Below are 18,592 nucleotides of genomic sequence, written 5' to 3' on the forward strand. Positions count from 1 at the left end.
TCGGCAGCGGGTTCAGACGTGATCGACCAGGGCCGGATGACCCGCTTCGTGGGCGCAATGCGCGCAGCAGAAGTAGTCTCCACGTGCCTCCACACCGTGCCCGACGATCCGGCAGGAACAGTGCGTGCAGGTCGGGGCCATGGCGGTGATCGCGCATTCGAAGCTGTCGAAGGTGGCGGATTGGCCGTCGCGGATGATGGTGAACGTCTTGTCGTACTCGTTTCCGCACGTATCGCAGGTGGCCATGAGATGTGGTCCTCTCGCGTCGATGGGCTCGAATATCGCAGTTCGCGGTACCCAGCGCCGAGGACGCGAAACGAGCCGGGAGACCTCAGCTCAGCCGCAGCGCCGCGACCGGGCAGCTGTCGACGACGAGCTCGAGCAGCTCCCGATCGCTCGTGACGGTGTCGGGCGGGACGACGATCCCGTCCGCGCCGACCCGGAACAGATCGGGCGCCAGCGCTTCGCACATGCCGTGCCCCGCGCAGACGATACGGTCGGCGACGATCCTCATCGGACGATCCGCTCCAGCCGGATGGGCAAACCATCGGCGGGCACCGGTCCGGTTCCGGCGACCAGTGGCAGCTGGTAGCCGTCCGGCACGCTCCAGCGATACCGCAACAGCATCTGATGCACGACGGCTTTCACGGTCATGCCGCCGAAGTAGAGGCCGATGCACTTGTGCGCCCCGCCACCGAAAGGCGCCCAGGCGAAGCGGTGCGATCTGTCCTCACGACGGTGCTCGGCGAAACGTTCCGGGTCGAAGGTATCGGGATCGTGCCAGTACTCCTCGTTGCGCATCAGCCCGTACGTGCCACAGAGGATGAACGTCCCCTTCGGCAGGTAGTAGCCGAGGATGTCGGCGTCGGCGATGGTTTCGCGGACCTGCTGGGCCACCGGCGAGTAGACCCGCAGCGCTTCCTTGAACGCGAGGTCGAGCGAGGGCAGGCGGTCGAGATCGTCGTAGTCCAGCGCGGGCTTGCCCAGCGCGACGGATTCGGCGCGCAGCCGCTCCTGCCATTCGGGGTGCCTGCCGAGTTCGTAGACGAGCATGGACGCGGCGATGGTGCTGGTGTCGTGGGCCGCCATCATCACGAAGATCATGTGCTCGATCACCTCGGCGTCGGTGAAGGTCTCGCCGTCGGCGGTGCGGGCCCGGCACAGCACGCTGAACAGATCGTTGCCGCCGCCCGCGCGCTTCGCGGGCAACTCGCGGCGGAAGTGCTCCTCGAGCACCCGGCGGCCACGCACGCCGCGGGCCCACACACCGCCCGGCACGTTCGCCCGGATCAAGGCGGCCCCGCCGCGCACCGCGTCCTCGAAGGCGCGCTCCAATCGGGCTGAGCTCGCGCCGGATTCGGCGCCCGCGAAGACTTCGGTGGCCTGCTGGAGCAGCAGTTTCTTGATCGCCCGGTAGACCGGGAAATCATCGGCGGGCTCCCACTGCGCGATGCCGCGGGTGATCCGAGGCGTGGTCAGGTCGAGGTACCCGATCAACCGCGGCCGCGTGAAGGCCTGCTGCATGACGCGCCGATGGAAGAGGTGGTCGTCGAAATCGCGCAGTAGCAGACCCCCGCGGAAGAACGGGCCGATCACCCACTCCCAGCCGCGCTGCGCCGACAACACCTTGTCGCGGTCCAGCATCACCGCCTCGTAGCCCTCCGGACTGCCGAAGGTGACCATGCGCCGACCGAGCATGCCGAACCACTGCACCGGGCCGAAGCGGTCGAAACGCTTCCGCGCGAATTGAATCGGGTCGGCCAACACGTGCAAGGTGTATCCGATGCCGGGGACCCCGAAGTCACCGAGCACCGGTTTCAGTCCGCTGCCCGGCGGCGGATCGGCCAGCGGCCGCACCGGCGCCGGGTAATGCGCGACCGCTCGCGCGGCCGCGCGCTGCGCGTGCCACGCCCAGGTGGTCCGCGCCTGGCGGATCGTGCCGGAGATCTCATCGAACGACTGGGGCACAAGCAGACTCATGACGATCTTCCCTTCGCGACACTGCGATAGTCCGACGATAGAGGAAACCATCGTTTCCGTAAACGGTTGTTTCCTAATTTCGGCTGCGCCAAGCTGGCGTGGTGACCCGTCCCGTCAGCAGCACCTACCGCGGAGCCTCCACGGCCGAGCGCCGCGAGGACCGGCGCAGGCGGTTGCTCGACGCCGCACTCGACATCATCGGCACACAGGGACTGTCGGCGTTGACCGTGCGCGGGGTGTGCGAACAGGCCAAGGTCGGCCCGCGCTTCTTCTACGAGGCGTTCCCCGACCGCGATGCGCTGGCCTCGGGGGTGCTGGTGGAGATCCAGCAGGCGGCGCTGGACCGGGCGAAGGCCGCCATCGCCGAGACCACGGGCACGCCCGCCGACCGGATCCGCGCCGGAGTGGCGGCCCTCATCGTCGAACTCACCGACGATCCGCGACGCGCGAAAGTGGCGTTCGCCCAGACCTACGGCGACGAGGCGCTCATGCGCAGCCGGTTCGCGGGCATGCGCCAGGTCGCCGACGTCATCATCGAGCAGACCCGTCTGGTGCTCGAGCTGCCCGAAGGGCAGGACACCGCGATCGCCGCGACCTCCCAGCTGATCACCGGCGGCGCGGCCGAACTGGTTCTCGTCTGGCTGGACGGGGGGCTCGACGTCGACCGCGACGGGCTGATCGCGCTGCTGGCCGATTTCACCGTGGCGATGCTGGATCGGCTGCCCGCGGTCGCCGGACGACTACTGTCCGGCCTCACACCAGATTCCTGATCAGCGACGACATCAGCGGCTCGCGCAACCCGGGCAGCGCGGCGAAGTCCCCCGCGACGACTCGGTTGGTAGCCAGCGAGACGACCGCGCCGATCACCGCCTCGCCCGCCAGCCGCTGATGCGGGCGCGTCGCGCCGAGCGCCTCGGCGAAACCGTCCACCAAAGCCGCCTGGGTCGCCAACCGCCGCTCCAGCACCGGCCTTCCCGCCGCGTACACCTCCACCAAGAAGACCTTCGCCACCTGTGGTTCTTGCGCGAGGGTGGAGAAATAGGCGTCGAGTGCCCGATCGATCCGCTCGAGCGGCGTGCCGTCAGCGGCGAGCGCGCCCGTGATCCTGGTCATCACGATCTCCACGGCGATGTCGTAGGCGGCGAGGAAGCACGTCTCCTTGTTCGCGAAGTGCTGGTAGAAGGTCATCCGGGACACCTCGGCCCGCTTCAGCACGTCCGCCACCGTCGCCGCCGCGTAGCCTTTGTCCGCGGCCGCCTCGATCATCGCCACCAGCATGCGGGCCCGCTGCGCGGCCACCACCTCTTCCGGCGCGATCCCGTGATTGCCGCCGTGCAGCTTCCCGCCGGCCCGAGCCTTCAGCAACGATCCTCGCTCCACACTCCGATGCTATGCATGCGCGCGCCGGTCGCGTGCCGGGTCGACACGCGACGACGTGCCGCGCGATCGAACCGCGAACGCCGGCGAACGGGGCACAATGACCGTCCGAGAGTGCTCGATTCGACGAAGAAGGAGCGTGATCGGCAGTGCGAAACAGGCAGTGGGTCGGACGAAGCGCCCTGATCGCGGCGCTGTGCGTCGGCGGGTTCGCGGCGTCGGCGGGTCCGGCGACCGCGGACGAACCCGCATTCGTGAACATCGGAGTCATCCGCACCTTCGGCGACACCTGCTACGGCGAAGGCCGGGCGGGCGTCTCCTCACCCGCCGGAATGCCAGGGGCGGCCCGTTTCGGCATCAGCTTCGTCAGCAACACGCCGACGGGCATGCCGTGCACCTTCACGGCGTTCGCCAATTGGCGCAACCTCGACACCGGCGCGGCAGGCACGGTGGCCGTGCCCGTCAGCGACAAGACCGCTCGGAATCAGCCGGCCGCGACCGTCTTCGCCGCATTGCCCACCGGCCCAGGTCGAGTGCGGGTCGACGTGACCACCGACTATCCGCACGTAGCGGCTCCGCCGGTCGAGATACGGATCAGCTGAGCGGCGGTTGCGCCCGCCACGTCCCCGCTTCACAGCCGCGTCCGATATGGTTGGCGCCGAGTCGTTTTCGGCCAATTGGCTGCTCGTCTAGCGCCTGGGGACGGCGTGCCGCAAAGGGGGAACACCGTGTCAAAGGAAACCGCTGCTCTCGATACGGGGGCAAGGTATCGCGCGCGAATACTGGTCGTCTGCGCCATCGCCGGTGCGTTGGCGACCTCGGCATGCGACGGCGGATCAGGCCCGAAGCATCCCGCGCACGCCACGCCGTCTCCCCTGCCCCCGCCCACCTCCAGCAGCCAAGCGGTAGGCAGCGAGAACATGGGTTATCTGTGGCCACTCACCGTCGACCACGGCACCCTGGAATGCCGCCCCGGCGATGTCGCCGTGTTCATCGCCCCGGACGGCACCGGCTACGCCTTGAACGACAACGCCTCCGATGCGGGATTCGCCGACATCGAATCCCTTCGCGCCACCGGCGCGGGCGGCGACAAGATCAGCCTCGGAGCCCTGCGCAGCAAGACCCTCGGACTCTGCCATCTGCCCGGCTGATCATCATCCTGCGCCTACTTTTCCTGCCTCCATGTTCCGCGAACCGAGACGGAACATGCCGATGCGCGGGCAGTGCCCGGCTCCTAGACTGGGGAACTGCGGCACGGTCGACCGTCGAAGCGCTAGGGCGATTCCGCGATCGGCACAACACGAAGTCCCTATCCAGCAAGGGCCGTCTACCCACGGCCCGTCCCCGATGGAGGAGGGCCGCATGCCCGACTCGTTCCACATGCGCGTCTGTCTGCTCGGCCACGGCTGCGTCTGCCCGACGGTCACCCTGTTCCTCGCCCCGGAGCCACTGATTCCCGGCGGCAACATGCTGCACCTGCTCGAACAAACCCCGATCGCCGAGGACACCGGAACACCGAGCGTCGATCCCGAGCTGATCGACGTGGTCGAGAGCGAGCCCGCAGGTCCAGCGCTGCGCGCCGAAGTCCACCGATTCCGCTCCGGCCGCCCCGACCCGCACCGGATCCACGACATCCTGCACGACCACCACATCACCGACGCCGCACCGATGGGCCTGGAAGTCACCGACCCCACCGAACTCACCCGCCTGGCGCTGCTCCCCGAGCACCCGATCGGCTACCGCCGCATCGACGACTTCCAGCAGGAAGCGATTGCCCGCGCCATGCTCGCGATCTATCGCCTCTTCGAAGTCGATCAGCGAGTGCGCCTGATGTACCACGGTTACGCCGACCCCGGCACGGGATGGTTCGCACTGCGAACCGCCACCGCTTGAGAGCCGGCAGGCGCGGGATTCCCCGGTGCCTACGCCTACGCGAGCAGGCTGCCCGGTATCAGAACCACCTCGTCCATGAGCGCGCCTTCTTGGGCGCTTCCATCGGCCGAGTCACGGCGGAAGGTCGTTCGCCCTGCGGGCGGCGGGTCACCAACTGGTCCAAGTCGGCGCTGATCGAGTCGCAGAAGGAACCGGATGCCACCGGGTCATATCCGCGATGACCCCGTTCCATCGCTACCACGTGCTCGACGGACTCGACTCTGGCGCACGAGGTCAGCATGCCTTCGTTCCAGGCCGTGAATTCCCAGCTGCTTCCTCGGACAAGTAATCCATCGTCATCCCTCACGGTTCCCAGTGCCACGACGCCGGTCGTATGCGCCCCGCAGCCCGGCACCAGCCCGCTTGGCCACACGCTGCGCCTGCTGACCACGTTCCGATGCGATCGCCCGCCGAGCCGACTCCGCGGTCCGACGACCGACGTCTTGCCCGAGTTCGCGCAGTTGCACGGCCCGTTCGGAATCGCGCAGCTGCCGCATCTGCTCGGGGGTGGCAAGCTGTGCTATCTGCCGTGTCGCCGTTTGGATGTGCTCGATCCCATCCTGCGCGCCCTGAATTCCGCGCTGCACAACCACGTGGTCCCTGGCCGTTTCCAACGACTTCCGCAACGCTCCGGCCTGCACGACAACAGTTCCCGCGACGCGATCGACCAGGGAGCGGCGGCTCGAACCGAAGACGCACACCGCGTTGATCACCAAGACGACGATCGCGATCAGCCACAGCACGAAAGACAGAAAGAACTGGCCCGCCAATAGCGCGATGCAGGCGCACGAGTACAGCCCGACGTCGGTCATCGTGCCCGCGAAGGCGCGCCGCGCCGCCTGCACCCGTCCCAGTCGGTTCTCGCCGCCGCGCAACGACCCCACTCGGAGGTCGAGCAAGACTTTGCCCAAAGTGCGTCCTTGCCAAGCTAATCCAGCGAACTGATAGGCGAACGTCGCCACGATCAACGCGCCGAATGCTTCGATGATGTAGACGAGCACCGTATGCACGACGTCCATACCGAACGTCTTGCCCGCTCCACCCCAGTTCCCATTCGACTGAATCACATCCCACACACCGGTCCCAGCGAGATCCGCCCAGCCCGAGAGGTAATCGGCGATCCGATAGTGCGTCACCGACCCCAACAACACCGCCAACCCCAGCACGAGACCGAAATCCACCCCCCAAGCCGCCGCCCGCCGCCCTGCCGGAACCAGGTCCCCAACCCCCTGCCCGTCGGCCATCCCGAGCACCTCCATCCCGAATCGACACGGCACCCGCTTCGGGGCGACTCCGGCACGAATCGTCGCAGCTCACAACGTTGTTCCGGTATCCATCGTTCGACCGACGGTCAGCGAGCCGCCCAGGTTCGATCGCGTTTCGACCACGCCGCCCACGGGCGCGGCGGCAGCTCCTGACGCACCGCGCATCTCCGAGAACGACGAGCGCCGACCGTTATTCGTGCGCGGACTGTCGGCCGACCTCGGTGAGTGATCTCGACTCCGACGCCGGTGAGACCTGCGGACGGCACTTTGTGGAGCGGATCACCAAGGCTCCTCTCGAGTGTTACCCCGACGTACCCCTTGGTAGGTTTCGGCTTGTTCACGCAGCGTCGCGCACCACCTCCAGCCTTTGACTCGCGGAACCTTCCTTCGATCCACAGTTCGCACGCCTCTTCCGTCATGGAAGGAGGCGGGAATCGTCATACCCACGGCATCCCCTCATGCCTGCCTCCGCAGGCGTGGCCGTCCGTCCCATCAAGCCTTGGAGCAACCGGTGATAACTGCACTACCGCACCAGTCCGTGGAACTCGACGCGGTCATCTTCGACTACAACGGCGTCATCGGCCTGCAGCCCACCGTTCCCATGTGGAGCGAGCTCGCCGAACTCGCCGGATGGCACGCAGACCAGCTCGAGCTCTTCCGGAATGCCTTCTGGAGCGCCCGCGAACCCTACGATTCCGGCGACTTCGACGACGCGGCCTTCTGGACCACCGTGCTCGGCCATCGCCCGGACCCGGAACTGCTCACGCAGTTGCGCGCCGTCGACACCGCGCTGTGGACCCGGACCGACGACCGCGTCGTAGCCCTCCTCCACCATGCCCGTCGGGCAGATCTCCCGATGGTGCTGCTCTCCAACGCACCCCACCCGGTCGGCGATGCCCTCGACGCCTCCGACTGGCGCACCCTGATGACCGACGCCCTCTACTCGGCCCGCCTCGGCATGAACAAACCCCACCCCGACACCTACCGAAACGCCCTCGCCGCGACCGGAGTTCGCGACCCCAGCCGCGTCCTGTTCGTCGACGACCGCGCCGACAACTGCCAAGCCGCCGCAAGCCTCGGCCTACGCACCCTCCACTACACCGGCTCCCCCGCCGATATCGAGACGCACCTCCGCGTCACCACCATCGCCGCGTAAGTCCCCGCGGGTTCGCACAGAATCTCCGGGGTCGGCACACCACCACTCGGTGGCGGATACACAGAAGTAAAAGGCGAGTGCTCTACTCGAGCACTCGCCTTTGGTGGAGCTAAGGGGAATCAAACCGGCGTCCCGCACAACTTGGATGCGAGCGCGGGTCTCGTTGTTGGAGCTGCGGCTGATCCACTACTTCGCCGAGCGCGGCTGACCGAGCAAATACTCCCGCATGTGCCGCGAGCCCGTGCGCGCGGTCTCGATGATGGTCACGGCCTCGCGCCCGGTGAGCCCCAGTCGCTGCGCCAACTCGACCGACACGGTCTCGGCGTCACCGACGAGTTCGCAGAGCAGCCGGTTACGCGCCTGCTCTGCGGCGTGCACTTCTTCCCGGGCCTGCTTGAACCGATCGGACCGCGAGGGGGCGCGGCCGCCCTCGCTGCGTGCGAATACTTCGCCGGTGCCGAGTAGCGCGGCCTTGGCGCGCTCGATTCGCGCCAACACCTCGGCTTCCTGCTCCGCGCTCATATCATCACGATATCCCGAGCCGCGAGGCGCGCGTCCAGCTCACGGACCGGCGGCGAACCCGCCCACGGCGACAACACTCGGCGGCCGTCCCGGATCGCGGCTGCCAAGCGAGGTGACCGGCATTGCGCGGTGAGGTCGGCAGCATCGCCGACAGTGTTCGCGGCCTCGTCCACCTCGCCGAGCTGGACGAGGGACCGCTGCAACTCGAGCAGCGATATCGCCCGATCACGTACGTACTGCGGCTGCATGAGGCTCAGCGCCTGTCGTGTCGCCGCTACCGCACTTCGAGCTTCGCCCAGGATCGAGAGGCAGTTGCCGCGATAGGAGTGCATCATCGCCTCCGACACGAAGTAGGCACGCGATCGCGAAGGGTGGCACGGCTCCACGCCAGCGATAGCCTCGTCGGCCTCGTCCAGCGCGACGAGACACGCCTGCCGCTGTCCGGCGACGGCGGCGGCCTCGGCCGCGCGCATCGCGACATACGCACGCAACGGCGCATCCTCGCTTTGGGCGACCCAGCTTCGAGCGGCGACGGCATGGTCGACGGCGACACGTGGGCGGCGCTGCCAGATGGCGAGCTGAGACAGGTGGCACAGCATGTACGCGCCGAGATCGGCGTCCTCGGCCTCGTGCGCTGTCTCGCGCGCCAGCTGGTAGAGCCGCGCGGCCGTGTCGTACTCGCCCGAGTCCCACGCCAGACACCCTGCGAAGCCGGTCCATTCGGCATACAGGGCCAGCGCTGCGGAGCGCATCGCGACGGGGCAATCGACCAACATGGCCTCGACGAGTTGCTGTTGAGCGATCACGAGTCCCTGCGCGGAAGGCGACCCGAGCATGTCGTCGAGCTGCATCGCCGAGTGGAGAGTGCTCCGCACAACTTCCAGCGCGGCAGCATCCGGTCGGCCCGCACCGGACATCAGCCAGCGGGCACGCTCGGCGTCGCCGATGCCGAGCACCGCCAGCCCACCGGCGCCGAGCGCCCCCACCTTGAACAATTGCCGCCGATCCACGTCGTTCTCCTCATTCGGGTGTAGCCGGGCGCGGAACGCCGCTACGACCTCCGCTGGTGCAAGAGAGAGCGTCGTATCGAGCACTGCTTGATACGCCGGACGGATTGATCGCCCGGCTTCCCAATGCTTGACCGTGCGCTCATGGGCACCCAACTTGCGGGCCCAATCTGCCTGGCTCAATCGGAAAGCATCGCGCAGAGCGCGGCTTTCCTTACCAGTCCACTCTCTGACGCTAACCATGTGTCTCCCAGCACGAAGTGGCCGCGACTCACTGTGCACCACAACGCCCCCACTGGTCCACCAAACCGCCACCGAAGCGCCACCGCCGTCGCCCCGAAGCTATTTCCGGCCCCGACGCCGGGAGACGCCGTCTGAAGATCCTCGGCGCCGGGTGCCTACCAACCCACTAGCAGCGAGGACGGTATGACCGCAAAGGTGATCGGGTTCCTGCGGAAGGATTTGGCAGCCTACCCGCAGCGAGAAGAAACGACGATCCGCGAACTGGCCGAGCAAGTCGGCTACACGGTCGTCGAGACGCTCACACCCGGCGAAGAGACCGAGCCCGAGACTGGCACGTGGCTGCTCGCCAAAATTCACGGACACCGCCTCGCGGCGGTAATTATCGCGGATCAGCGCTACATTCCACCGCCGATGATGGACGAAATCACTGCTGTCTGCGGCGTGGTCACTCCCCTCCAGATCATCCCGGCCCACGTCCAAAACCCGGAGGGATGAGCGATGGAACATCAGCCCTCGGCCGAACTGGAAGCCACAATCGCCATCTTCACAGCCGACGACGCCGCGAAACTTGCTATCGCCCGCTCCGAAGGCCCGATCTGGATGGCCGTCGACAAGCCGCAGACATGGGCACTGGTCGATGAGTACGGCACTCGAGGAGACGAGTTCACGATCATCGGCCCGGCTTTCAGTGCGCCGGAACTCCGCAAGGGTGATGCCGAGTGAACGGGTGGGTCATCTTCGCGATCGGGCTCAGCGCCGCACTGCTGGTGATGGCGCCCGTGGTTGCGGCCTCGATGTGGTGGCAGGTTCCCGTCGACCCCGACACGGTCAAGGCACGCGTGGCCGAGCGGCGGATGGATAACACGTTGTGGGCCGCAGGGTTTCCGCACGATGCGCCCGATCGAGAACTCGGTGTCCGGGAGGCGCACCAGACGATGCAGCGGCACCGCAACTGCGATGTCGCGTTGTGCCGGCGGAAGAGAGCGGCTTGGCAGACGCTCATCGACGCGAAGCGGATCCGCCCCGACGCATCTCGCCAGAGATAGGCAGAGGTGCCCAGACGCCCACCGGATAGGCGGGCCGATTTCGCTCCCCAGAGCGCGGGAGCTCAGAAGTAACGGAGGGAATCATGACCATCCAAGCTCGAATCAGAACTGCGGCTGTGGTGTGCGCGGCGGCCGCCGCGATGTTCGTCGGCGGCGCGATACTGCCCACAGTCACCCCGGTCGCCAGCGCCGGACCGTGCTTGTTCGGACACGTCGACCCGAAGAACGACAACTCGGCGTGCCGAGGGTCGGACGCTGCGAACTGGCCCGAGTCGGAGAAGACAGCCGACGGGAGCCCGTCGCTCACGTGCAGCCGACTCAATGACGGTGCGCGCGTGAGAACGGACGAGGGGTTCTACGGGTGGCGGTTCTGGATCTGCAAGAAGTACAAGGACTCGTGGGGTCACACCTATTACCAGTGGACCGAGGTTCTCGGGCAGTAGTGGGACACTGGCCGGATGGCAGACGACGAGTTGATTCGGACGCCGCGCTATGAGCAGGTGGTCGCGGCGGCCGCGGACATCGCACACAACCGCGGCGACGGGTTCATCGGCGTCGAGCATCTGATGCTGGCGATCCTCGCCGATGCGGACTCGGTTCCTACCCAGGAACTGTGCGCCCTCGGCATCGACCCGGCCATGATCACGGCGGCGCTCGACGCCACGATGAAAGACCCTGGGTACCTCACCGAGTCTTACCGAGCCCGTCACCTTGATGGAACGGTGACCGAGTACGACCCCGTGACCGGCGCATCGTGGGTCGTACAGGAGAAACCGACGCGGCCGGAGTAGAAACGCTGATACCGCCCGTCCCCAATGTGGGGCGGGCGGTGGCGTTCATAGCCGCCGCCCCATCCTTGCGGCTCACCACACCACGCGCGACACACTTCGACTTCTCGCGGAGCCGCTCAACACGGGTTCGAGACTGCTCGAAAACGCAGAAGACCGTGCAGACGTTGAGAGCTTCTGTTGATGACGTCTCGATGTGAGTCGACATCATAGCCCTGACCTGCACGGTCGTGGTGGAGCTAAGGGGAATCGAACCCCTGACCTTCTCGATGCGAACGAGACGCGCTACCAACTGCGCTATAGCCCCGTGCGGTTCCGGGGAACCGCGCTGTGACACTGTATCAGGCCAGCACCCTAGACTCCGAATCGGTACCCTGACCTGCGGATATGCCGGCGCGCTACGCGCCCGCCGCGCGGCGGATGTCGCCGCTGGTGCGGGTGCGCAGGGCGCGGGCGGTGGCCGGGTCGAAGGGGTCGAGGTGGGCGAACATGGGGTCTTCGTCGTCGGGCTCGATCAGGGTGGAGCGGCGACGGATCGCGCGGGCGGTGTCGCGGTCCATGGTGCCGCGTCCGGCGCGGCCCCGGCGCGCGCGTGGATCGGCTTCGCCCTGGTGGCCGCGGTGGAGGCGGGCCGCTCGGTTACGGCGGATCTCCTCTTCCATCCGCACCTGCTTGCGAAGGTAGGCCAGGTAGGTCGCCAGCACCGCGACGGCGAGTCCGCAACCCCACCACAGCATGGGGGTGAACACGAACGCGAGGCCGCCGAAGAGGATGGCGGTGAGCAGCAGGCCGAGCACGGCACGCTGCCGGAAGGTGTAGCGGGCCGCGCGGGCGATGGCGTCGGCCTCGGGATCGTAGCCGCCACGACCACGGCGGCTGGGGACGAAATCCGGCTCGTCCGGGCCCGCGTCGTCGTAGTCGTCGTACTCGTCGTAGTCCACGATGGCGGGCGCGGTGGAGCGCGCAGGCGGGATTCTGGCCGCGACCGGCTCGGGGTGGTGTGCGCCCACGCGGTCATCATCGGTCCCCGTGTCGATCTTCGCAGCGACTTCGGCGGCTTCGTCGTCCGGCTCGTCGTAACGCGTCTCGCGGTCCTCCGCTTCGTCCTCCTCCGGTGTGGCGGAGGCGAAGTCGTCGATCTCGATGTCGTCCGTCTCGGCGGCAGCGATGTCGGATGCCACGGCGTCGTCGGCCGTGGGTGTGTTCTCCTCGTCGGTCTCGGTGACGGGCTCGTCGGCCGGTGTCGTCATCCGGTCCTCCGCATCATCGCTGTGGGGATACTCTCTCGGTACGCGGCGTCCATCGTGTCGCCCACGGGGCCGCCAGTTCGGATCGGTTTCGTGCCCGGCGGCCGGGCCCTTCTTGAGACGTCGTTTGCCGCCGCCGCGGTGCAGGACCCTGGTTGCCAACGCGGCGTCGGTGGTCCGGCGGATTCTGGGGTGACGGTCGGCGAGGATCGGGAACAGGACGAAGACCCAGAGCACGACCAGACCGATCCACAGGATCGAATTCGGCATCGCGTCAACACCTCCGTCCCGCCTGGATTTCCTCCGGCTCGGCCCGCCAGCGGCGCGTCACACGCCCCGCGCTCGGCCGGCCCCCGTCCGACGCGACGGCGCGGACGCCGATCCCCTCGCAGGCTCACTGCCGATGGCACAAGACGCACCATCGACGTCCGTAGGCTAATTCCGGGTAGCACCAAGTTCCGGCAGGCGCGCCGTGCACATCCGCCACACCTGTCACATTCCCACCAATGTCACCGCGATCCGGTGGCCGGTTCTACAGCAGGGTGACGCGCCCCTCTCGCGCCAGCCGGTCCAGGACCGTTCCGGCCAGTTCCTCGACGGTCATGCCGACCAGCAGGTGATCCCGCCAGGCGCCGTCCACATCGAGGTAGCGCCGCAGCAGCCCCTCTTCCCGGAAACCGACATTGCGCAACACCGCCTGGCTGGCCAGATTCTCGGGTCGAACGGTCGCCTCCACCCGATGCAGGCCGACCGGCCCGAAGCAGTGGTCGAGGCCGAGCGCCAGCGCCGCCGTCGCGACGCCTTGCCCGCTGAGATCCTTGGCCACCCAATAGCCGATCCAGGCCGAGCGCAGTGCGCCGCGCACGATATTGCCTACGGTCAGCTGCCCGCCGAACGCGCCGTCGACTTCGATCACCAACGGGATCATCGCGCCGCGCCTGGCCTCCGCCTTCAGACTCGACCACAGCGACGGCCAGTTGGAAGCGTGGTTGCGCGCCTCCCACGCCCCGCGGCCGGTGGGCTCCCACGGCTCGAGGTGCGCTCTGTCCCGCAACCGGATCCGGCTCCAGGCCGCCGCGTCGCGCAGCCGCACCGGACGCAAGGTCACCTGGCCCGCCGCCACCCGAACCGGGCCGAGTCGCGCGGGCCATCCCGGATGCTGTGTGGCCCGGAAAACGTTCATAGCTTCCACGTCTCAGCCGCGCTGCGCGAGAAAGGCGACCTGGACTTCGTCACCGGTGCGGATGTCGGTGTCGTCCGGGTCTATCACGATCAGGCTGTTCGCCTCGGCGAGCGTGGCGAGCAGGTGCGAGGACGAGTTCCCGTTGCCGAGCGGCTGCACGAGGTATTCGCCGGTGGCTTCGTCCCGCATGAGCTGCGCGCGCAGGTACCCCTTGCGCCCTTCCATGGAACTGATCGGCGTGATGGTTCGCGCGCTGATTATCCGGCGCATGGGATGCCTGCGCCCCAACGCGATTCGGATCAAAGGCCGCACCATCACCTCGAACACCACCAGCGCGCCCACCGGGTTGGAGGGCAGCAGGAACGTCGGCACCTCGTCGCGGCCGAGCCGCCCGAAGCCCTGCACCGAGCCGGGATGCATGGCCACGCGGGTGATTTCGAGCTCGCCGAGCCCTTCCAGCGCCTCTCGGACCTGTTCGGAAGCCCAGCCGCCGACCGCGCCCGCGATGACGACCACCTCGGAGCGCACCAGCTGCCCCTCGACCACGTCGCGCAGCCTGCGCGGATCCGAACTCACGATGCCCACACGGTTGACGTCCGCGCCCGCATCCCGCGCGGCCGCGGCCAGCGCGTAGGAGTTCACGTCGTAGACCTGGCCGGGGCCCGGGGTGCGGTCGATATCGATCAGCTCGCCGCCCACGGACAGCACCGATAGTCGCGGACGCGGGTGCACCAGCACTTTGTCTTGACCGACCGCGGCGAGCAGCCCGACCTGCGCCGCGCCGATGATGGTTCCCGCACGCACCGCCACATCGCCCGGCTGGACGTCGTCACCGATCCGCCGCACGTAGTCGCCCGAGCGCACCGGCTCGTACACCTTGATCCTGGCCCGCCCGCCGTCGGTGAAATCCAGCGGGAGCACAGCGTCGGCGAGCGTCGGCATCGGCGCGCCGGTGTCCACCCGGACGGTCTGGCGCGGTTGCAAGCGGATCGGCTGACGGGAACCGGCGACCACCTCGCCGACCACCGGGAGGGTCAGGTCGACGAGTTCGCCTTCTTCGTCCCGAATGTCGGCCCCCGCGGAGGCGACGTCCACGCTGCGCACGGCATAACCGTCGATGGCTGCCTGGTCGAAGCCGGGCAACGGCCGTTCGGTGACGACGTCCTCGGCACACAGCAGGCCCTGGGCCTCGGAGATCGCGACCCGGACCGGCCGGGGCGCGACCGCCGCGGCGGTCACCTTGATCTGCTGATCCTCAACCGAGCGCATCCAGCCCTTCCTGATCCTCTCCGCACTCCATCCGATCTCGCCCGCGCGCGCGATCCCGCCGCGGCGCAAGCGCATTCGCGCGCACCGCGGTGAACCATCATTCGTACCCGACGGTCCACTCTCGGCGAAACCCCCGGCCGGGTCCGTCAGTCGTCGGTCGTCAGCTGCGGATCCCAGTCCGGACCGAGGCGGTGCTGAAGCCACTCCCGCAGAGCGGGGCCGTATTCCTCTCGTTCCAGTGCGAAATCGACCGCAGCACGAAGATAACCGCCCGGGTTGCCCAAATCGTGGCGCGACCCACGGTGCACCACCACATGAACCGGATGCCCCTCGGCGATCAGCAGTGCGATGGCGTCGGTGAGTTGCAGTTCGCCGCCCGCGCCGGGCTCGATGCGGCGCAGCGCGTCGAAGATCGCGCGATCGAGCAGGTATCGGCCCGCGGCGGCGAATGTCGACGGCGCGTCGGCGAGCGCGGGCTTCTCCACCATGCCCTTGACACGCAGCACATTCGGGTTCACCGCGTCGGGCACGGGCGCGACGTCGAAGACACCGTAGGCGCTGACCTCGTCCTTGGGGACGTCGATGGCGCACAGCACCGTTCCACCGCGCTTGCGGCGCACCCGGCACATCACATCCAGCACGCCGCGGGGCAGCACCAGGTCGTCGGGCAGCAGGACGGCGATGGCGTCCTCGTCGTCATCGAGGGCCCGCTCGGCCTGGGCCACGGCGTGCCCGAGCCCGAGCGGCTCCTCTTGCACCACCGAGGTGACATCGAGCAGTCCCGGCGCTTTGCGCACCTTCTCCAGCAGCTTGAACTTGCCGCGCTCCTCCAGCGTGCTCTCCAGCACCAAGTCCTCGACGAAGTGCGCGACGACACCGTCCTTGCCCGGAGACGTGACGATCACCAGCCGCTCCGCGCCGGAACCGGCCGCCTCGGCGGCGACCAACTCGATGCCGGGTGTGTCCACCACAGGAAGAAGTTCCTTGGGCACCGTCTTGGTCGCGGGCAGGAACCGCGTTCCGAGCCCGGCAGCGGGCACCACGGCCGTGCGGAAGCACGACACCCTCGCGGCGTCACCGGGCTGTCCGGCCTTTGCTGTCATACGCATACCCTATCCATCCATCACGCCGCCGGATCGGCGTCGCGCCGACCGGTCCCGGGGTGAGCCTATGGTGATCACTGTGAAGATGCCCGGCGAGCGCGACAAACATGCATGGCGCACCGAACTCCTCGCCCGCCGAGCTGTGATACCTGCCACGGAACGCGAAAAGGAAGCGTTCGCCCTGGCCGCAGCGGTCGAAGCGGTCAGCGCTCGCGGGTGGGTCTGCGCGTATGTACCGGTGGCGGGCGAACCGGGATCGACCGCGATGCTGGACGCGCTGCTGGCCGGTGGTGCGCGGGTGCTGCTGCCGGTCACCGGGCCACCGGGACCGCTGAGCTGGGCCGAATACACCGGAGCGGACGCCCTGCGCCGGGCCCGCTACGGACTGCTGGAACCCACCGGCGCCGTGCTGCCGCCGGAGACCATCACCCGCGCCGAACTGATCCTCGTCCCCGCTATCGCCGTGGACTTGCGCGGCGTACGGCTCGGCCGTGGAGCCGGTTACTACGACCGCACGCTGCCCGCCGCACGGCCGGACGCGCGCCTGGTCGCGGTGGGCCGGGACGACGAACTGGTCGACCGATTGCCGGAGGAACCGCACGACCTGCGCATGGGCTGGGCGCTCACGCCGCGCGGTGGCCTGCGCCGGCTCGGCGACGATTACCCTGAGGAATGAAACACCGATTGGCGGTGTTGGCACTGTCGGTTGTAGAGTGCCAGATCGACGAACACCGCGGAGGATCCTGTGCCTACTTACTCGTATGCGTGCACCCAGTGTGACAACCGCTTCGACATCGTTCAGTCGTTCACGGACGAAGCGCTGACCGTGTGCTCGGAGTGCTCCGGGAAGCTGCGCAAGCTGTTCAACTCGGTCGGCATCGTCTTCAAGGGCAGCGGCTTCTACCGCACCGACAGCCGCGGTGGCTCCTCCACCGCCAGCGAGCCCGCCAAGTCCGACAGCAGCTCGAGTTCGTCTTCCACTTCTTCCGACTCCGGCTCGTCGAGCGGGTCGACCGCGTCCACCAGCACGGCCGTAGCCAGCTGATTCGACGGTTTTCCACAGCCGGTCACCTATCCACAGCGCTCCTTGATCCTGGCCGGGCGAGCGCACGTGCGGCCATAGGATCCGGCCATGACTCGCGCACTCGCCGACCTGGGCCGTGGCTGGAATCTCTCCGGGTGGCAGCGCCCGCCCTGGGCCGACGCCGTACTCGCCCGACGATTGCTGGCCGCCGTTCTCGCCGTGCTCGCGGCGTTCCTCTTTTTTCGTGGTGATCCCAGCGCCGGGCGCACCACGGTGCTCGTCGCGGGCCGGGACCTCGCGCCCGGACGACTTCTCGAGGCGGATGACCTACGCGCCGTCCCGCGCGAAGCGGGCACGCTACCGGCGGGCGCGGTCACCGATCCGGCGGCGCTCGTCGGCGCGACGCTGACCGGCGCCATGCGCCGAGGTGAGGTATTCACCGACCTGCGCGTCGTCGGCCCGCGCTTGGCCGCGGCGGCGGCCGGCGCCCGCGAGGCGCGGATCGTGCCCGTCCGCCTCGCCGACACGGCGGTCGCCGACATCTTGCGCGCGGGCGATCGCGTCGACGTGATCGGCGCCGAAGACGCGGGTGGGCCCGGCGCCCGTCCCGCCCGCACCCTCGCCACCGATGCCGCCGTAGTGCTCGTCTCAGGCGCCGGTGCGGGGAGGGGAGCCGCCGAACGCGTGGTCTTGGTCGCGATGGACGCCGAGCACGCCACCGCCGTCGCGGGCGCGTCCCTGCACACCGCACTCACCGTCGTCTTTCACTGACCCGCCGATCATGCTTCGCCGAATATTCGCCGATGGCTCATTAGCATCGGGCCTACCGGCGCGCGGGTACCGCCGAGCAGGACTGCCCAGCTCCACGGAAAAGAGGAGACACCGGCCATGCTCAAAGAGTTCAGAGATTTTCTGTTCCGCGGGAATGTGATCGACCTGGCGGTCGCCGTGGTCATCGGTACGGCGTTCGTCGCGATCATCACCGCGATCAGCAACGGAATCATCAATCCGCTGCTCGCCGTCATCGGCGGACCCGGCGATATCGGCCTGGGTTTCCGGTTGGTGGCCGACAAGCCGGCGACCTTTGTCCAGGTCGGTCCCATCATCACGGCCGTGATCAATTTCCTGATCATCGCCACGGTGCTGTTCTTCGTGCTGGTGCTGCCCGCCGCGCGACTGAAGAAGCGCTTCCGGCCCGACGACACCACACTCACCGATTCCGAGGTGCTGATCCAGATCCGCGACCTGCTCGCCGAGGGCCAGACCAGCTCGGGCGGGCGGCACGAATTCTGAGTTCGACCGTGCCGCAAGCGAAACGGGCCCGTCGGCGACGGGCCCGTTCGCGTGAGTATCCCTCGCTCAGCCGAGGCTGAAGGGCTGTCCCCACAACGTCACCCACGTGATGACATTGTCGGTCTCGACCTCGACGCTGATAAAGGCCCGCGCCTGG

At 68.0% G+C, this 18,592-nt stretch carries 25 protein-coding genes and 1 tRNA gene; 13 read left to right on the forward strand and 13 right to left on the reverse strand.

Annotated elements, in window-relative coordinates; translation table 11 throughout:
• Window positions 1-12: 12 nt before the first annotated feature.
• The 3 genes from ACWEO7_RS00360 to ACWEO7_RS00370 form a co-directional block, all read right to left on the reverse strand.
• Complete coding sequence (locus ACWEO7_RS00360; protein ID WP_450020346.1) at window positions 13-246, reverse strand: hypothetical protein; 234 nt, start codon at window positions 244-246, stop codon at window positions 13-15.
• Between the two features lie 85 nt (window positions 247-331).
• Complete coding sequence (locus ACWEO7_RS00365) at window positions 332-514, reverse strand: ferredoxin (protein WP_452419850.1); 183 nt, start codon at window positions 512-514, stop codon at window positions 332-334.
• Window positions 511-1,980, reverse strand: a complete 1,470-nt coding sequence (locus ACWEO7_RS00370; RefSeq protein ID WP_452419851.1) for a cytochrome P450 — start codon at window positions 1,978-1,980, stop codon at window positions 511-513. Before ACWEO7_RS00370 ends, ACWEO7_RS00365 begins: the two co-directional genes overlap by 4 nt.
• A gap of 101 nt (window positions 1,981-2,081) precedes the next feature.
• Between ACWEO7_RS00370 and ACWEO7_RS00375 the strand changes: the two genes are divergently transcribed.
• Window positions 2,082-2,750, forward strand: coding sequence for a TetR/AcrR family transcriptional regulator (locus tag ACWEO7_RS00375; protein ID WP_452419852.1), 669 nt, complete (start codon window positions 2,082-2,084; stop codon window positions 2,748-2,750).
• Here ACWEO7_RS00375 and ACWEO7_RS00380 read toward each other — a convergent pair.
• Window positions 2,734-3,360: a TetR/AcrR family transcriptional regulator gene (locus tag ACWEO7_RS00380; RefSeq protein WP_452419853.1), complete on the reverse strand. Its 627-nt coding sequence runs from the start codon at window positions 3,358-3,360 to the stop codon at window positions 2,734-2,736. The genes ACWEO7_RS00375 and ACWEO7_RS00380 overlap by 17 nt on opposite strands.
• A 146-nt stretch (window positions 3,361-3,506) precedes the next feature.
• Between ACWEO7_RS00380 and ACWEO7_RS00385 the strand changes: the two genes are divergently transcribed.
• The 3 genes from ACWEO7_RS00385 to ACWEO7_RS00395 all read left to right on the forward strand — a co-directional run bounded on the left by ACWEO7_RS00385 (window position 3,507) and on the right by ACWEO7_RS00395 (window position 5,250).
• Entirely contained in the window at window positions 3,507-3,959 is a 453-nt protein-coding gene (locus ACWEO7_RS00385; protein WP_452419854.1) for a hypothetical protein, read from the forward strand.
• Window positions 3,960-4,085: 126 nt separating this feature from the next.
• Window positions 4,086-4,508: a DUF2511 domain-containing protein gene (locus ACWEO7_RS00390; protein ID WP_452419855.1), complete on the forward strand. Its 423-nt coding sequence runs from the start codon at window positions 4,086-4,088 to the stop codon at window positions 4,506-4,508.
• A 211-nt stretch (window positions 4,509-4,719) separates the two neighbouring features.
• A complete protein-coding gene (locus ACWEO7_RS00395; protein ID WP_452419856.1) occupies window positions 4,720-5,250 on the forward strand; it encodes a hypothetical protein in 531 nt (176 codons plus the stop codon).
• Between the two features lie 335 nt (window positions 5,251-5,585).
• Here the strand turns inward: ACWEO7_RS00395 and ACWEO7_RS00400 are convergent, their stop codons facing one another.
• On the reverse strand, window positions 5,586-6,533 hold the full coding sequence (locus ACWEO7_RS00400; RefSeq protein WP_452419857.1) for an RDD family protein: 948 nt from the start codon (window positions 6,531-6,533) through the stop codon (window positions 5,586-5,588).
• A 532-nt stretch (window positions 6,534-7,065) separates the two neighbouring features.
• Here ACWEO7_RS00400 and ACWEO7_RS00405 point away from each other — a divergent pair.
• A complete protein-coding gene (locus tag ACWEO7_RS00405; protein WP_452419858.1) occupies window positions 7,066-7,710 on the forward strand; it encodes an HAD family hydrolase in 645 nt (214 codons plus the stop codon).
• Window positions 7,711-7,896: 186 nt separating this feature from the next.
• On the opposite strand, the gene ACWEO7_RS00410 is transcribed toward ACWEO7_RS00405, so the two are convergent.
• The gene (locus ACWEO7_RS00410) at window positions 7,897-8,232 is read right to left on the reverse strand and encodes a hypothetical protein (protein WP_452419859.1); all 336 of its coding nucleotides are present in this window, start codon (window positions 8,230-8,232) and stop codon (window positions 7,897-7,899) included.
• Window positions 8,229-9,242: a hypothetical protein gene (locus ACWEO7_RS00415; RefSeq protein WP_452419860.1), complete on the reverse strand. Its 1,014-nt coding sequence runs from the start codon at window positions 9,240-9,242 to the stop codon at window positions 8,229-8,231. The genes ACWEO7_RS00410 and ACWEO7_RS00415 overlap by 4 nt, the downstream gene beginning before the upstream one ends.
• Before the next feature lie 423 nt (window positions 9,243-9,665).
• On the opposite strand from ACWEO7_RS00415, the gene ACWEO7_RS00420 reads away from it, so the two are divergent.
• From ACWEO7_RS00420 to ACWEO7_RS00435, 4 genes are all read left to right on the forward strand, one after another.
• Window positions 9,666-9,977 carry a hypothetical protein gene (locus ACWEO7_RS00420; protein ID WP_452419861.1) on the forward strand — a complete coding sequence of 104 codons (312 nt, stop codon included), beginning with the start codon at window positions 9,666-9,668 and terminating at the stop codon, window positions 9,975-9,977.
• Window positions 9,978-9,980: 3 nt separating this feature from the next.
• A complete protein-coding gene (locus tag ACWEO7_RS00425) occupies window positions 9,981-10,205 on the forward strand; it encodes a hypothetical protein (protein WP_450020320.1) in 225 nt (74 codons plus the stop codon).
• A complete protein-coding gene (locus ACWEO7_RS00430; protein ID WP_450020318.1) occupies window positions 10,202-10,528 on the forward strand; it encodes a hypothetical protein in 327 nt (108 codons plus the stop codon). Before ACWEO7_RS00425 ends, ACWEO7_RS00430 begins: the two co-directional genes overlap by 4 nt.
• A gap of 458 nt (window positions 10,529-10,986) precedes the next feature.
• A complete protein-coding gene (locus ACWEO7_RS00435; protein WP_452419862.1) occupies window positions 10,987-11,319 on the forward strand; it encodes a Clp protease N-terminal domain-containing protein in 333 nt (110 codons plus the stop codon).
• Window positions 11,320-11,547: 228 nt separating this feature from the next.
• Here the strand turns inward: ACWEO7_RS00435 and ACWEO7_RS00440 are convergent.
• The 5 genes from ACWEO7_RS00440 to ACWEO7_RS00460 all read right to left on the reverse strand — a co-directional run bounded on the left by ACWEO7_RS00440 (window position 11,548) and on the right by ACWEO7_RS00460 (window position 16,118).
• A tRNA-Ala gene (locus ACWEO7_RS00440) sits at window positions 11,548-11,623 on the reverse strand.
• Window positions 11,624-11,714: 91 nt separating this feature from the next.
• Window positions 11,715-12,833 (reverse strand): divisome protein SepX/GlpR, encoded by a 1,119-nt coding sequence (gene sepX / locus ACWEO7_RS00445; protein ID WP_452419863.1) that lies wholly within the window; start codon window positions 12,831-12,833, stop codon window positions 11,715-11,717.
• 262 nt (window positions 12,834-13,095) lie between these two features.
• Window positions 13,096-13,746, reverse strand: a complete 651-nt coding sequence (locus ACWEO7_RS00450; RefSeq protein WP_450020304.1) for a GNAT family N-acetyltransferase — start codon at window positions 13,744-13,746, stop codon at window positions 13,096-13,098.
• 12 nt (window positions 13,747-13,758) lie between these two features.
• Window positions 13,759-15,015: a molybdotransferase-like divisome protein Glp gene (gene glp, locus ACWEO7_RS00455; RefSeq protein ID WP_356963844.1), complete on the reverse strand. Its 1,257-nt coding sequence runs from the start codon at window positions 15,013-15,015 to the stop codon at window positions 13,759-13,761.
• Window positions 15,016-15,161: 146 nt separating this feature from the next.
• On the reverse strand, window positions 15,162-16,118 hold the full coding sequence (locus ACWEO7_RS00460; RefSeq protein WP_452419864.1) for a UTP--glucose-1-phosphate uridylyltransferase: 957 nt from the start codon (window positions 16,116-16,118) through the stop codon (window positions 15,162-15,164).
• A 67-nt stretch (window positions 16,119-16,185) separates the two neighbouring features.
• On the opposite strand from ACWEO7_RS00460, the gene ACWEO7_RS00465 reads away from it, so the two are divergent.
• The 4 genes from ACWEO7_RS00465 to mscL all read left to right on the forward strand — a co-directional run bounded on the left by ACWEO7_RS00465 (window position 16,186) and on the right by mscL (window position 18,435).
• Window positions 16,186-16,794, forward strand: a complete 609-nt coding sequence (locus tag ACWEO7_RS00465) for a 5-formyltetrahydrofolate cyclo-ligase (protein WP_452419865.1) — start codon at window positions 16,186-16,188, stop codon at window positions 16,792-16,794.
• Window positions 16,795-16,863: 69 nt separating this feature from the next.
• Window positions 16,864-17,163, forward strand: coding sequence for an FmdB family zinc ribbon protein (locus tag ACWEO7_RS00470; protein WP_355074600.1), 300 nt, complete (start codon window positions 16,864-16,866; stop codon window positions 17,161-17,163).
• Window positions 17,164-17,250: 87 nt separating this feature from the next.
• Window positions 17,251-17,913, forward strand: a complete 663-nt coding sequence (locus tag ACWEO7_RS00475) for an SAF domain-containing protein (RefSeq protein ID WP_452419866.1) — start codon at window positions 17,251-17,253, stop codon at window positions 17,911-17,913.
• A gap of 117 nt (window positions 17,914-18,030) precedes the next feature.
• On the forward strand, window positions 18,031-18,435 hold the full coding sequence (gene mscL, locus ACWEO7_RS00480; protein ID WP_350906562.1) for a large conductance mechanosensitive channel protein MscL: 405 nt from the start codon (window positions 18,031-18,033) through the stop codon (window positions 18,433-18,435).
• 66 nt (window positions 18,436-18,501) lie between these two features.
• On the opposite strand, the gene ACWEO7_RS00485 is transcribed toward mscL, so the two are convergent.
• The coding region (locus ACWEO7_RS00485; protein WP_452420027.1) for an MspA family porin at window positions 18,502-18,592 on the reverse strand (91 nt) is incomplete at its 5' end.

It is taken from the genome of Nocardia sp. NPDC004260 (assembly GCF_053603155.1).

Excerpts from the sequence above, each read along its gene's own strand:
- ACWEO7_RS00360 (WP_450020346.1), bottom strand. The coding sequence starts at position 246 with ATGGCCACCTGCGATACGTGCGGAAACGAGTACGACAAGACGTTCACC.
- ACWEO7_RS00365 (WP_452419850.1), bottom strand. The coding sequence starts at position 514 with ATGAGGATCGTCGCCGACCGTATCGTCTGCGCGGGGCACGGCATGTGC.
- ACWEO7_RS00370 (WP_452419851.1), bottom strand. The coding sequence starts at position 1,980 with ATGAGTCTGCTTGTGCCCCAGTCGTTCGATGAGATCTCCGGCACGATC.
- ACWEO7_RS00395 (WP_452419856.1), top strand. The coding sequence starts at position 4,720 with ATGCCCGACTCGTTCCACATGCGCGTCTGTCTGCTCGGCCACGGCTGC.
- ACWEO7_RS00400 (WP_452419857.1), bottom strand. The coding sequence starts at position 6,533 with ATGGCCGACGGGCAGGGGGTTGGGGACCTGGTTCCGGCAGGGCGGCGG.
- ACWEO7_RS00410 (WP_452419859.1), bottom strand. The coding sequence starts at position 8,232 with ATGAGCGCGGAGCAGGAAGCCGAGGTGTTGGCGCGAATCGAGCGCGCC.
- ACWEO7_RS00420 (WP_452419861.1), top strand. The coding sequence starts at position 9,666 with ATGACCGCAAAGGTGATCGGGTTCCTGCGGAAGGATTTGGCAGCCTAC.
- ACWEO7_RS00425 (WP_450020320.1), top strand. The coding sequence starts at position 9,981 with ATGGAACATCAGCCCTCGGCCGAACTGGAAGCCACAATCGCCATCTTC.
- ACWEO7_RS00435 (WP_452419862.1), top strand. The coding sequence starts at position 10,987 with ATGGCAGACGACGAGTTGATTCGGACGCCGCGCTATGAGCAGGTGGTC.
- sepX (WP_452419863.1), bottom strand. The coding sequence starts at position 12,833 with ATGCCGAATTCGATCCTGTGGATCGGTCTGGTCGTGCTCTGGGTCTTC.
- ACWEO7_RS00450 (WP_450020304.1), bottom strand. The coding sequence starts at position 13,746 with ATGAACGTTTTCCGGGCCACACAGCATCCGGGATGGCCCGCGCGACTC.
- glp (WP_356963844.1), bottom strand. The coding sequence starts at position 15,015 with ATGCGCTCGGTTGAGGATCAGCAGATCAAGGTGACCGCCGCGGCGGTC.
- ACWEO7_RS00460 (WP_452419864.1), bottom strand. The coding sequence starts at position 16,118 with ATGACAGCAAAGGCCGGACAGCCCGGTGACGCCGCGAGGGTGTCGTGC.
- ACWEO7_RS00465 (WP_452419865.1), top strand. The coding sequence starts at position 16,186 with ATGGTGATCACTGTGAAGATGCCCGGCGAGCGCGACAAACATGCATGG.
- ACWEO7_RS00475 (WP_452419866.1), top strand. The coding sequence starts at position 17,251 with ATGACTCGCGCACTCGCCGACCTGGGCCGTGGCTGGAATCTCTCCGGG.
- mscL (WP_350906562.1), top strand. The coding sequence starts at position 18,031 with ATGCTCAAAGAGTTCAGAGATTTTCTGTTCCGCGGGAATGTGATCGAC.